The organism is Reyranella sp. CPCC 100927, assembly GCF_007859315.1.
In the GTDB taxonomy this organism is placed as follows: Bacteria; Pseudomonadota; Alphaproteobacteria; order Reyranellales; family Reyranellaceae; genus Vineibacter.
In genome coordinates this window covers 481,953-494,748 of record NZ_VOHA01000003.1, presented here as the reverse complement: position 1 = coordinate 494,748, position 12,796 = coordinate 481,953, and the positions used below count along the sequence as shown (strand labels likewise).

General features: G+C 63.6%; 9 protein-coding genes. 4 read left to right on the top strand and 5 right to left on the bottom strand.

Features of this window, described 5'->3' with window-relative positions:
- Positions 1 to 174: 174 nt before the first annotated feature.
- Positions 175 to 1,560 (bottom strand): glycosyltransferase family 1 protein, encoded by a 1,386-nt coding sequence (locus FQU96_RS11720; RefSeq protein ID WP_146541330.1) that lies wholly within the window; start codon positions 1,558 to 1,560, stop codon positions 175 to 177.
- Positions 1,561 to 1,774: 214 nt separating this feature from the next.
- Here FQU96_RS11720 and FQU96_RS11715 point away from each other — a divergent pair, with 214 nt between their 5' ends.
- A complete protein-coding gene (locus FQU96_RS11715) occupies positions 1,775 to 3,775 on the top strand; it encodes a glycosyltransferase (RefSeq protein ID WP_178130457.1) in 2,001 nt (666 codons plus the stop codon).
- Between the two features lie 80 nt (positions 3,776 to 3,855).
- The gene (locus FQU96_RS11710) at positions 3,856 to 5,493 is read left to right on the top strand and encodes a class I SAM-dependent methyltransferase (RefSeq protein WP_146541327.1); all 1,638 of its coding nucleotides are present in this window, start codon (positions 3,856 to 3,858) and stop codon (positions 5,491 to 5,493) included.
- A gap of 8 nt (positions 5,494 to 5,501) precedes the next feature.
- Here FQU96_RS11710 and FQU96_RS11705 read toward each other — a convergent pair whose 3' ends face one another.
- From FQU96_RS11705 to FQU96_RS11690, 4 genes are all read right to left on the bottom strand, one after another.
- A complete protein-coding gene (locus FQU96_RS11705; RefSeq protein WP_146541325.1) occupies positions 5,502 to 6,488 on the bottom strand; it encodes a phytanoyl-CoA dioxygenase family protein in 987 nt (328 codons plus the stop codon).
- Positions 6,489 to 6,539: 51 nt separating this feature from the next.
- Positions 6,540 to 7,325, bottom strand: a complete 786-nt coding sequence (locus tag FQU96_RS11700; protein ID WP_255467982.1) for a class I SAM-dependent methyltransferase — start codon at positions 7,323 to 7,325, stop codon at positions 6,540 to 6,542.
- Positions 7,326 to 7,482: 157 nt separating this feature from the next.
- On the bottom strand, positions 7,483 to 9,666 hold the full coding sequence (locus FQU96_RS11695; protein WP_146541323.1) for a glycosyltransferase: 2,184 nt from the start codon (positions 9,664 to 9,666) through the stop codon (positions 7,483 to 7,485).
- A gap of 15 nt (positions 9,667 to 9,681) precedes the next feature.
- The gene (locus tag FQU96_RS11690) at positions 9,682 to 10,485 is read right to left on the bottom strand and encodes an ABC transporter permease (RefSeq protein WP_146541321.1); all 804 of its coding nucleotides are present in this window, start codon (positions 10,483 to 10,485) and stop codon (positions 9,682 to 9,684) included.
- A 63-nt stretch (positions 10,486 to 10,548) separates the two neighbouring features.
- Here FQU96_RS11690 and FQU96_RS11685 point away from each other — a divergent pair, with 63 nt between their 5' ends.
- Both FQU96_RS11685 and FQU96_RS11680 read left to right on the top strand, forming a co-directional pair.
- Positions 10,549 to 11,202, top strand: a complete 654-nt coding sequence (locus FQU96_RS11685) for an ABC transporter ATP-binding protein (protein WP_146541319.1) — start codon at positions 10,549 to 10,551, stop codon at positions 11,200 to 11,202.
- 171 nt (positions 11,203 to 11,373) lie between these two features.
- Complete coding sequence (locus tag FQU96_RS11680; RefSeq protein ID WP_146541317.1) at positions 11,374 to 12,645, top strand: lipopolysaccharide biosynthesis protein; 1,272 nt, start codon at positions 11,374 to 11,376, stop codon at positions 12,643 to 12,645.
- The last annotated feature ends 151 nt before the right edge of the window (positions 12,646 to 12,796 follow it).

The window sequence follows — 12,796 nt, the reverse complement described above, 5'->3', positions numbered from 1 at the left end:
TGCAGTTGCGGGGTGCAAAAAATGTGCAAGCCGGATTCGTCATAGACCACTTTCGTGGTGCAAGTCATTTGTAATCTTGTGTAATCCTTGGGCCTTTTGGCGAAGCGCTGAACAAACAATTCAGGCTGTTGACAGGCTTTTTTATATTTTTTTGGCAGCATACTGGTTGTAGCATTATGGACAATATTCGCCCGTGAGGAGTTCCTCCACGGCGCGGATGTGATCTGACCACGGCATCGCCCGGTACACGCGGGCGCGTTGTCGTGCGGCGTCGCGTCGCGGCGAGTCATGTGCGTAATCATCCAGCGCGGCGATCCAACCGGGCCCGTCGAGAGGATCGACATAATCTGCGGCAGCAGCCCCCACTTCACGGTGCGCGCCGATATCCGAGGCGATGACGGGCACACCCAGAGCCAGGGCCTCGACCACCGGCAGCCCGAACCCTTCGACCAGGGACGGCGCCAGCAAGGCGCGCGCACCGCGCAATAGGGCCGCCAGGGACGCATCCCCCAGTTCGGCGACCTCGACCACCGAGGGAGCGATCGCGCTGCAGCGGTCCAGCAGATCGAAGGCGTTTTCGCTCTCCCAGCCGCGCCGGCCCACGATCACCAGCCGTGCGGGCGGCGCATGGCCGTCCTGTGTCCATTGCCGCCACACCTGCAGCAGGAAGGCGATGTTCTTGCGCGCCTCGATGGTCCCCACGGCCACGAAGTAGGGCACCGCCACCGCCTCCGGCGACGGGCCGTCCCGGCCGGCCAGGAAGACGTCCTCGATGCCCAGCGGCACCACGGCGCTGCGGGGCTGTGGCCAATCTGTGGCCGCGAGATGGGTGTGCCAGGCATCGCCCGTCATCCGGGAATTGAAGATCACGAGGTCGGCGGCATGGGCCAGGGTCTGCATACGGCGATGGTGGTGGGCATCCTCGCCGGGCAGGAAGTGCTCGGGGTGGCTGATCGGGATCAGGTCGTGCAGCAGGAAGGCGCTGCGCAGGCCGGACGCTTTCAGCCATGCCAGGCGCCGCGGCTGATCGAGGTTCATATGCGAGGCCTGCAGGTACCACCCCCCTGCCCCGCCACCGACAGTGCGCAGGGTGGATCGGCGCAGGGCCGACTGGCGCGGGTCGGCGATGCCGGCCGCCGCGCCCAGCGCATAGACGGTGGCGATCAGGGCTTCGGTGCGCTTGTCCTGGATGTCGGGCGCGGCCCGCGGGCTGCGAATGGCCTGGTGTACCTGGTCGGCGCCCAGCGGTGCGGCCAGGATATCGCACAGCCGGCGATAGGCCGGCTCCGCCGTGGGGTCGACCGCCGGCGCGCACCAGCGTTCGATGGCGCTGCGCACCACATGCGCCCCCAGCCGCGGCGCCAGCAGCCCGGTATTGAGCGGCGTGGTCAGCACGAAACGCACATCCCCGCCGGCGCCGTTCTCGAGGTAGTGCCGCACATAGGCAAGCTCCGCCCGGTCGATCCCCGTCGGCGTCCGCCGGTGCAGCCGGGTCAGCAGGCGCGATATGTCGAGCAGGCGCCCTGTACGCGGGCTCGTGGGGCGATTGGGCACGGTCATGCCGGCTCGCGGTTACGGCGCCGGGAGCGGAATTGCAAGGGGTGGGATGCGCGGCGGACGGCGCGCATGTATGTATCGTGCTCGCAACATCACTCACCGAGCCCGGCGCGCGTCCACAATTGCCTGACCCGAGATGACCTGCACGACAAGAAAGGCGTCGAACACCGTCCAATTGGAAGCGGGAGAAAACGTGTACTGCGCGGACGGTCGCTACGTGGCGAAGACCGCAACGCCCTGGCTGAGGCTGCGGTTTGCCGATTGTCTGCCGGCGGGCCGGTGGATCAGTTTGGCCTATCGGGCGAGCTTCTTCGATCCGTTAGCGCGGCCGATCATTCGGTTCGTCACGCCCGGTGGCCACGATGACCGGCTGGCGCCAGCGCCACTGTTCGGCCGCGCGACGTGGATCGGGCCCGTGCCACACGACACACAAGAGATCCTGATTTCGCCCGTCAACACAGCCGGTCCGTTCGGCTTCGAAGTGGACGATTGCCGGCCGATCACGCGAGCAACGCTTGTCACCAAAGCATTGTCGCGACACCCCGGCCGCACGCTGGAAGCGATTGCCTTGCGGTGCATCGGCCGGCGCCGAGAAGCCCATCGCCAGCTGACCATCACGTTTGGCAGCACTGCCTTCGAGAATTACCATGCCTGGCGTGCCGAGCGTTGGCGCGACTTCGATCCTGCTGGGCTCGATGCGCCACGCACGGACTGGTCGCAAGGCCCGCACGTCCGGATCGTCGTCAGCGTCGACGATCAGCACATCGCTCATCTTCATGCCCTCCTCGATCAGCTGGCGCAGCAACCGTATCCACAGTGGTCGGTGGCGGCTGTGGCCCCCACCCTGCCCATGCCGGCGCGCCACATGGCTGACTTCGACACAGCGATATCATCCGGACGCCTGCGGTTGTTTGATGCGAACGCCAATGTCGCGGCGCTGTGCAGCGATCTGTCGGGCGAGGATCTCATCGGCGTCATCGATGGCAGCGATCGCCTGCCGGCTTACGCCCTCGCCGTTCTGGCCGAGCACGCAATGCGGCATGCGGCAGCATCCGTCTTCTACGGCGATGACGAAGCGATCGATGCCCGCGGCCGGTACATCGATCCACGGCTGAAGCCCGACTGGAGCCCAACCTTCCAAGCTGCTGCTCGCTACGTGGGCTCTGCACTGTTCGTCCGCCGTCGATGGCTCGCCCAGCGCGATGTGCCACGGCTCGGAATGCTCACCGATGATGACAGCGGCCTGGGTGAACTGCTTGCTGATGTCAGTGTCGATGATGTCGAGCACATTCGACGCGTGATTCTGACTCGGGCAATTCATCCCAAGCGGGATACTATTCACCGTACTGAGCGAAGCGCAGGCCGCAGCGACAACAGGCGCAGCAACGATCTCAGCACCAAGCGGCCGCGCGCCACGATCATTATTCCCTCTAAGGATCGAGCCGACCTGTTGTCGGCCTGTGTGCGCAGTTTGAACATGGCGCTCACCCCCGACGACGAGGTGGTCATCGTCGACAACGGCAGCGTCGAAGCCAAGACGCAACGCCTCTACGAAGCGCTGACAACAGACGACCGCTATCGCTTGATCCACCGCCCGGGCCCGTTCAATTTCTCGTTCTTGTGCAACGAGGCCGCACGCGAGGCGCGCGGGACAATCCTGGTGTTCCTCAACAACGATGTCACGGCGCGCGACGGCGCCTGGCTCGAACCATTGCGGTCATGGGCATCGCACTCTGACATCGGCGCCGTCGGTGCCAATCTGCTCTATCCCTCGGGCCGCCTGCAGCATGGCGGTGTCGTGATCGGTCTGGGCGGCGTAGCGGGTCATATCGACAGCGGCACACCAGCAGATGATCCCGGCTATTTGCAACGTCGCCTGGTGCCACACGAAGTCGCGGCCGTGACCGCTGCGTGCCTCGCCGTCGAGAAGCGGAAGTTCGATGCGGTGGACGGCTTCGACGCCGAAAACCTACCCGTCGAATTGAACGACATCGACCTCTGCTTGCGCCTCGCCGAGCGCCGCTGGCGGACGATCTTCACGCCGCAAAGCGTGCTCGTTCACCACGAATCGGCGAGCCGTGGTCGCTCGACGCCCGATGATGAGCGGTATACGCGAGAGTGGGCGTTTTTCCGACGCCGCTGGGGATCCTGCCCGCGGGGCGATTTCGCGTTCCATACCGCGCTGTCGCTGATGTCGATTCGAACGGCCCTCGAGTAGCGTTTCGGTGCTACTGGTCGCAAGCCGTCGAACACATTAGCTTTTCATCACCTTGAGACGTGCAACTGGCGAGCAGAACGATGCATGATACCGCCCTCGCAATCGGGAAACTGTTCTTCGAGGTATATGCGCCGCAGCGCTGCACGATCGTCGAAATCGGATCGATGGACGTCAACGGGTCATTGCGAGCCGTTGCGCCACCAGGGTCCCACTACATTGGCATCGATATCGAACCCGGCCGCGGTGTTGATCTTGTGACGGCCCCGGGCGCAGACATGCCACTGAGGGACGGCGTCGCTGACGTCGCGATGGCAAGCTCGGTCTTTGAACACGACCCGCAGTTCTGGCGGACATTCAACAATCTGTGCCGTATCACGAAGCCGGGCGGCTACATCTACATCAATGCGCCATCAAACGGGAAGGTTCACGGCTTCCCGGTCGACTGCTGGCGATTCTATCCTGATGCGGGCACGGCATTGGAGGCGCTCACGAAGAGTGAGCGCTGGCCAGCCACGTTAATCGAGTCGTTTATCGCAGAACGTGCAAGCGATACCTGGAATGACTTCGCGGCCGTGTTCCGCCGGGACGGCGACCACCCCCATCCGGTGCCCCCAGGGCGTGTATACGACAGCACTCCTTGCCGGAACATATACGATGGAATCAACCATCAACGGATCAAGGCGGAAGAGTTTACGGAAGACATGCGCCTTCTCACCGATTGCACCGCAAGCATCGGGCACCTGGAAGCTCGGAGGGTTGCGGAGGTTACCGATCGCGATTCGCGCATCGGGCAACTCGAGGCATCACTGCATGCGGCCCAAGAACAAAGTCATCAACAATCACATGAGATCAATCGGCAGCTGAAGGAGATCGAGCGTCAATCGGCGGAGATCGAGGCGCGGTCGAAGGAAATCGAGCAGCAGCGCAGCGTCATTGGGCAAAGAGATGTAAACATCGCCATCCTGACCCGCGATCTCAAGGAAACGTCCAGCCGGCAGGGCGTGCTGGACGCTGAGGTGAGCTTTCTGAAAGGGTCTTGGTCCTACAAGGCAGGCAATACCCTTCTCGTCGCGCGGCGCCAGTGCAACTCAATGTACCGGCGCCTGCGCCATGGCCCTGTCGCGCCATTGTTTGACCGGGATTGGTATCTGAAGAAGTACCCTGACGTCGCTCGGTCGAGCGCCGATCCGTTTCGTCACTATGTCCTTATGGGCGCCGCCCAAGGATATGACTCGCACCCGTTGTTCGACACGTCGTGGTACCTCCAGTGCAATCCCGACGTTGCGGCAAGCGGCGTCAATCCTCTGGTGCACTTTCTGCGTTTCGGGGCCAGGGAGCGGCGCTCGCCGCATCCCCTATTCGACTGCGAATGGTACGCAGAGCAGAGCATGATCGAATCCGACGACAATCCGCTACTGCACTACCTGCACGACGGGGCACAGGCCGGCTGTGATCCGCATCCATTGTTCGACACGTCGTGGTATCTCGCCACAAATCCCGACGTCGCGGGTAATGGCTGCAACCCCCTCGTCCACTTCGTGGAGTTCGGCGCCCGCGAATTGCGCAACCCTCACCCGCTATTCGACTGCCACTGGTATCTTGAGACGTACCCTGACGTCCTGCAGGCCGGCCTCAATCCGTTGGAGCACTATCTCTGTCACGGTGCCCGCGAGGGTCGGAGGCCGGGCCCTCACGTCGAGGTTGCTTGCCTCGGCTGAGTATGCCGTCAGTCGGGATGCGGTGCGGTATATAGCCCATCGCGGTGCAGCCGCGATGGATTGCCGGAAAGGTCGTGATAGGTCACCGCACCCCGGGCGAAGTAGTGGCACACCAGTGCCCGCCTCGAATGACGCAGATCTTTCCGAAGCGATCCACCGTGCACCAGGTTGGCGTGCCAGAACAGTACGTCGCCTTTGCGCGGGCAAAAGAACTGCGGCTCCAGCCGATGGGCATTCAGGTACCGCTCGATCGTCGGCTCGTACCGTTCATTGTAGAGGGCGTAGCCCTTCTCTTTGAACGCCCGCGGCGCGATGCCGATGTCCCCGCTCAGCAGATAGGGCAGCAACCGATGGCTCCGGGGATAATACTCGAGCGGTCCGCTGTCGGGATGGATGTCCTCGAAGGCGATCCAGTTGGCGATCAGGTATCCCAGCGGATACGTCGTCATGTGGATGGCATCGGAATGCGGGCGCTGCGCGCTGCTCTTGTGCCCCATGATGGTCTGAAACGGAATTGTCTCCCGGCCGAACAGCAGGTTGGTGATGCGCAGGATCGTCGGATGGCTCTGCAACGCGGCGATCGCCGGTAGCTGCACGTGCGGATCAAGGTTCCGACCCGGATACGGATCCCCCTCGCCATGGCTCTCCGGATCGAGCGTCACGCGCCCGTCCCGGATGGCCTGCTCATAGGCTTCCCACGTCCGGTCCAACAGGTCGTGCTCGATCAGGTTCTCGACGATGAGGTAGCCGTCGACGATCCATTGGCGGCAAAGCTCCGCATCGCCTGCCGTGATCGTTCCCTCGGCAAGGCGACGATCCACGGCCAGCAGCGCATCGGGCCTGTCCAGCCAGGGCGCCGGACCGCTGGCGGGAAAGGCGTCGCCGCGCAATTCGCCGATCGCGTCCAGGTCGACCGGCACGTCGGCAAAATAATGGCGGCGGAAATCGCCGTTCAGGCGAACAACCTTTCGTCGCAGACTGCCGATCGTCAGCATTTCCGTTCCATCGAGATACCAGACCGAGTCATGCCGAGTTCACGGTGCCGGTCAAGCCCCGGCTGCGGATCGCCTGGCGAAGACCGAGAATGCCGGACCATTGGAGTGGTCGGGCTGATCGTGCGCAATGCGGATGTCGTCGAACCCGAGCAAACCCAGGACTCTCATGATATCCTCCCTTTCCATCCAGTAGTGGCGGTCATGCATTCCGCCGCAGAACGCCTTGGCCTTCCACGCATTGTGGTAGCCGCGGCGATACAGGGGCACGGTCAGGCCGCGAAACGCTATGGTTTCGACATCGCCGGACAGAGCCTCGCGTCGTTCATCGCCAGGGGGCATCGCCTGTTCGCTGAAATAGTGCGTCCATAGATAGACAGCATCGGAGCGCCGGCCGATCAGCTCCAGCAGGTGCACCGGATCGCTCATGTGGTAGAGCACACCCGATGCAATGATCAGATCGTATTTGACGTCGGTCCGTTCGAGCCAGGGCAGGAAGTTGCCGAGCATGAACTTGGCGTGCTTGATCTCCAGCAGCTCCTTGGTGATCAGGCAGCGCAGGAACGCCAGCCTGTTGGCCTCGATGGCATGGATGAACGCCGGCCCCTGCTGATCCAGCAGGTAGGTGTGGATGCCTTCAAGCGGTCCGAGCTCCAGGATCTTGCGGCCACTGACGGATCCGAACTGCTCCAGGCACCATGGAATCCTGATGTCCTCGTAGAGCGGTGTGTCGCCGGCCGTCGCGCCGACATGGGGCGGCATCGCGTGATTCCAACCCGGCACGATATCGATGGCGTTCTGCGCGCTGGGCACGGCATCGACATATGAGTCCAACACCACGTCGGTGCCGGATCGCGAAACGCGGGAGGAATGCTGCTTCCTGTCTGAACCGCTGTCAGGCTGGACTGGAAGCCCCACCAGACTCGACGCGGTGCGAAACAGCTTGGCGAACAAGAGGCATCTCCCGAAGGATGGCGGCGACGTTGATGCGCGCTTCCTAGCGCGCTTCGGGGAGCCGGTCCAACAGGATGAGACGCGGCTCCGAATGACCGCGGTCGAACCACGGACTGAACGCGGGATCGCTGAATTTGTCCGTTCCGTGGCGTTCGCGCAGGGCGACCTTCTCGCGCGCGAAGCGAGCCCGGTTGGCGGGAAGCTCGTCGCTGCCGCGCGAGGCCGACTCGTGGTGGATCAGCGTGGCGAACGGCGTCCACACGATCCGGTAGCCCTGCTTCACGGCACGCAGGCAATAATCGACATCATTGTAGGCGACCGCGAAGGCTTCCTCGTCGAACGCGCCGACCGCGTCCAGGCATGATCGCGAGATCAGCATGCAGGCCGCCGTCACCGCCGACAGCGACTGCCGCACGTTGAGCCGGCCCATCATCCCGGCAAATGCTTCCGGCTTGGCGTGATACCAGTGCCCGGCCAGGTCCGCCAACCCCACAATGACGCCCGCATGCTGCAGCGTCCGGTCGGGATAAAGCAGGCGCACGCCGACAATGCCGGCACCGGGATAGGCCAGGCACGACACCATTTCGCGCAGCCACTGCGAATCCATCACCTCGACGTCATTGTTCAAGAGCAGGACATGCTCGCCCGTGCTCAGACGGATGCCGCGATTGACCTGACGCGAGAAGTTGAAGGCCTCCGGGGTGATCTCGACCCGGAAGCCTGGGAGCTGCGCCCGCGCCCGCTCGTAGAGCGCCAATACCCGCGCATCCGTCGTACCGTTGTCGACCACGATGATCTCGCGGTCGGGATAGTCGGTGCGGGTCGTGAGATCCTCGAGCAGGCGCGATATCAGGTCATACGAATCGCGGCTGGGAACGATGATGGACACCTTCGGCCACGTCTTCACCGCCGTGTCGAAGCGCACGCGGTGCTGGGTCGGCGCCAGCGCGCCCTCGACCGGCACCGGCGCCTCGGCCGATCCGTATTGCTCGCCCAGCGCGCGGCGCGCGTTCGCCAGCGCCTGATCCAGCGCCGTCGTCGAGAAGCTCTGGGCGTGCCGACGCCAGAGATAGGCCGGGTACGGCAGGTGCAGGATCTCGTGCCGCTGCAGGCCGCTCAGGTAGCGCAGCAGGAGGTCGTAGTCCTGCGAGCCTTCGTAGCCCTGGCGCAGCCCGCCCAGCGCCAGCAGCCGGTCCCGGCGGTAGAGCGAGAGATGGTTGATGTAGTTGACGCCGGACAACAGCACCGGATCGTAGGCCGGCTTGAGGTGGTAGTGGACAGGTTTCAGGGCTTCGTTGGTAATCAGCTCGTCGGTGTACAGGAAGGCCGCGTCGGGGTGCTGTCGCAGGGCCTCGAGAATGCGCGGCACTGCGTATGGCGACAGCGCATCGTCGTGATCGACCAAGCCGACCCAGGCGCCGCGCGAAGCCGCGATGCCGGCGTTTGTCGCCGCCGCGATCCCGCCGTTCTGGCGGCCGGTGACCACCGTGACAAACGGCGCCGCCGCATGAGCCGCGAGCCAGGCGCGGGTCTCCTGGGACGTCGAGCCGTCGTCGGTCAGAACCAGTTCGGCTGTCCCCGTCGGCTGAGCCCGGAACGATGCATAGAGATCGTCCAGGTACCGCGTGGCGGTGTTGTAGACGGGCACGACAAACGACAATGGCGGCGCGCCATCCCCGGCGGCCAGCGTCCCTCGCTCGACGGGCGTCATGGCTGCCATCGTCAGCATCCTGACAAAATGCTGACCATTGCCCTTGAAGCGCCGCTTCGCGGGCACAGCGATGGTGTGTCGCTCCGCGCCGGCACCGACGATCTCGAAGACCGGAGGGGGCCCCTTCCCGGCCATCGTGCGCTCGATCGACCGGGCGATCATCCGCTGCAGGACGCGCCGGCTGCTCGCCCCGCGAGCCCAGACTCCGAGCCGGCGCGCTGGACCCGGCACAACCAGCCTGACCTCCCGGACGTCGGGGTTGCCAATCAGGTCGATTGCATAAATGCCGAGGCCGTCGTGGCCCACCACGTGCACCTCGGGCGCTCGACCAGGCCCGTAGTCCACTTCCAGCCGTGGCTTCAGCGGACTGTCCGCGGCAGCAAGAAACAGCACGGCATAGCGCGGACGCCCGAGGCGCGGGCGGACCGTGAAGGCCGCCGTCTCCGCGGTCGTCCGCCACGTCGACAGCCCGATCCGCCGGGCGCCAACGGCCGACAGGCTGAAAAAGCGGAACATCAGCGGCTGGCGGGACTATCGGGCCATCAGCAGGTGACCCCGAACAAGGCGCTCGATGATCAGGCCCAGCGAAACGTGCACCAGCCCGAACCAGACAGCGTAGCTTCTGTCGAGGATCGTCGAATAGCCCTCATAATACGCCGAGCGCATCCATTCGACGGTCTGGAGCACGGGATTGAACGACAGGAGGTACCGCAGGGTCTCTGGCATTGCGCTGGGCACGAAGAAGACGCCCGAGATCATGTACATGAAGACAATGACCAACGCATAGCCGGTCGCCCACGTGGGAATGGCCATGGCAATGATGCCGTGCACGATGCCGAACCCGGCACCCAGCAACATCGCAGCGCCGAGCGCATAACACGCCTGGACCATGTCCATGGGCATGCAATCGATGTCGACCATCCAGAGAATGAATATCAGCAGGATCACGGAGCAGAAATTGCCCAGCGCTTCGAGCACTGTACGCGCCAGTAGCACATCCAGGGTCTTGATCACCGGAAATGCCAGCAGCGACTTGTTGAAGAGCAACGCGATCATCGTCCACCGGGACATGTAATTGTACGCCATGAAAGGCACCAATCCGGTGGCAAAGAACAGCGCCATGCTTTCGCCATACGGCGTGGCGCGGCCGAGCAGTGTGTAGATGCCCAGCAGGATCAGGATGTGAACCAGGGGCCATCCGATCATGACCAGGTAGCCCAAACCATGCCCGAAGAAGCGGGTCCGGATGTCCCGCAGCATGATGGCGACGATCACACGGAACTGGAGTCGCAGCAGTGCGAGTGTCGACTGATGGGTACCGGTTGAGATGTGCATCGACCTACCGTATTAGGTCAGCGTTCTGCCGTGCCAGAAAGCCGACCGAGATTTCCTGGGAAAATGATCCAGCTCCAGAACGTATACAAGTTCTACAAGACGCCGCAGCACATGAAGGTGGTGCTCGACCATGTTTCGGCCGTCTTCGAAAGCGGGTGGTCGTATGGCCTGCTGGGCGTGAATGGCGCCGGGAAATCGACAACGCTGCGGCTGATCGCGGGGACCGAACTGCCCAATGCCGGCCGCATTAGGAGCAATGTCCGGGTGTCCTGGCCGCTGGGCTTCGGCGGCAGTTTCCATGGCCACGTCAGCGGCCGGGACAATATAAAATTCATCGCACGCATTTATGGCGAAGATGTCCGCCGGGTGGTGCGTTTCGTCGAGGACTTCTCGGAGCTCGGCGACTATCTCGACGCCCCCGTCCTCACGTATTCCTCAGGCATGGCGGCGCGTTTGGCGTTTGGCGTCTCAATGGCCATCGAGTTCGAATGCTACCTGGTCGACGAGATCACCGGCGTCGGCGATATGCGTTTCCAGCGACGCTGCGAGGAGGCCTTCGCCGCGCGGCGCGCCAAAGCCGATGTCATTGTCGTCTCACATACCATGGCCACGATTAAGGCTTACTGTAGCCGTGGTGCTGTCCTGGTTGACGGGCACCTGATGCAGTTTGATACCGTGGACAAGGCCATTGAAGTGTACAATCGGCTGAATCGCTAGTGCATTGTCCGGAAAAGAGTGCGGATGTTTGGTGTGGATTGTTCCACGGTCATCCTGAGCGTCGCGAAGGATCTTGCGGTGGTGTGACCAGGGCCCATAGGCACGGATAACCCTCCGCACCGGCACGGCGGCACTAGCGATCTCAGCATCAGAGCGGAAGGGTTATAGCGTATGAGCGACAACGAGGTTTCGCCCCCTGACGAAAGGGCGCCTGCCGTGCGCCGGGCGGAGCTGATGTCGCGCTCCTTGGCCGAGACCGCCCGCCGCCTCAAAATGTCCAAGCGCAGCCGGCGGGCGTTCGGAACCGGCTCCATTCGGATGCGACGCCATGCGCGCCTGTTCCGGATGGTCTTCCTGGTCAGCTTTGGATTGCTGGTTGTCGCGCCTACCGTGGTAGCGGGAGTCTATTTCGGCTTCATCGCCACGCCGCAGTATGTCGCCGAAGCAAAGTTTGCTGTGCGCACGGGCGAACTCCCCAAGATCGATGGCGTCGGCGCGTTGACGGGCATACCCCTGGCCAAGATCGCCCAGGACACCCAGGTGGTGACGAGCTACATGGAGAGCCGCGCGCTCGTGGAGGCCCTGGAAGAGCGACTGGGTTTGCGCAACCTCTACGGTGCTGACGATATCGACTGGTTCTCCCGCCTCAATCGCGAGAAGCCGATCGAGAAGGTCGTGGACTACTGGGTGTCCAAGACGCATTTCAACATCCAGCTCCAGTCGGGCATCGTGGATTTCACCGTGCGCGCTTTCAGTCCCGAGGACGCCAAGCGCATTGCCGATGCCGTGATCGAGCTCAGCGAGGCGCTGGTCAACGATATGAACGGCCGCATGATGCGGGCGACCGTGGCTGACGCCGAGCGCGAGTTCGAGCGCAGCGCCGAACGCCTCAGCCGGGCGCGCATCGAATTCCAGAAGGTGCGCAACACCGAAGGAACCCTCGATGCCGGCCAGCAGGGCAAGGCCTTGGCAGACCTCATCACGGCCCTGCAAGGCGAGCGCCTGCGTCTGCAGCAAGAGTACGAGACGCAGCGCAAGTACGTCTCGGCATCCGCACCACAGATGCGTACCCTCACCGCTCGTCTCAACGCGATGGCGGACCAGATCGCGGAACTGGAAGCCCGGCTGACGACCCAGCGGGCAAGCACGACGGCACCCAACGACAAGGTCCTCTCCGAATCCCTGACCAAGTTCGCCCAGCAGGACCTGGAACGCCGGATCGCAGAGCGTCACTACGCGACCGCCGCCGCCGCCCTCGAAGTGGCGCGCATCACGAGTGAGCGGCAGCTCGTCTACCTCGCCACCTTTGTGCGCCCGTCAGTGCCGCAAGACTCGCGTTATCCCAGGCCGATCCTGTTCACTGCGCTGGCGCTTGGCGGGGGGTTCGTCGTGTGGGCCGCCTTCTGCGGGGCGATTAGCCTTGTACGCAATCACATGGCGTAGAAAATCATCCAAGCTGGGCCGACAAGCAGCAAGAGTGGTTCCCCATGCGGCCAATGCTAGCGCGCACCCATTCTTCCGCTCTCGGCGGGTAGCGCTTGAAAGTCGTCGCAGCACGGAAAGGATTCGAATGGCAGACCGCCTCCTTCGCCGC

What these genes read in the sequence shown, in the direction of transcription:
- FQU96_RS11705 (WP_146541325.1), bottom strand. Translation starts at nt 6,488, where the DNA reads ATGCTGACGATCGGCAGTCTGCGACGAAAGGTTGTTCGCCTGAACGGC.
- FQU96_RS11685 (WP_146541319.1), top strand. Translation starts at nt 10,549, where the DNA reads ATGATCCAGCTCCAGAACGTATACAAGTTCTACAAGACGCCGCAGCAC.
- FQU96_RS11695 (WP_146541323.1), bottom strand. Translation starts at nt 9,666, where the DNA reads ATGTTCCGCTTTTTCAGCCTGTCGGCCGTTGGCGCCCGGCGGATCGGG.
- FQU96_RS11690 (WP_146541321.1), bottom strand. Translation starts at nt 10,485, where the DNA reads ATGCACATCTCAACCGGTACCCATCAGTCGACACTCGCACTGCTGCGA.
- FQU96_RS11720 (WP_146541330.1), bottom strand. Translation starts at nt 1,560, where the DNA reads ATGACCGTGCCCAATCGCCCCACGAGCCCGCGTACAGGGCGCCTGCTC.
- FQU96_RS11710 (WP_146541327.1), top strand. Translation starts at nt 3,856, where the DNA reads ATGCATGATACCGCCCTCGCAATCGGGAAACTGTTCTTCGAGGTATAT.
- FQU96_RS11680 (WP_146541317.1), top strand. Translation starts at nt 11,374, where the DNA reads ATGAGCGACAACGAGGTTTCGCCCCCTGACGAAAGGGCGCCTGCCGTG.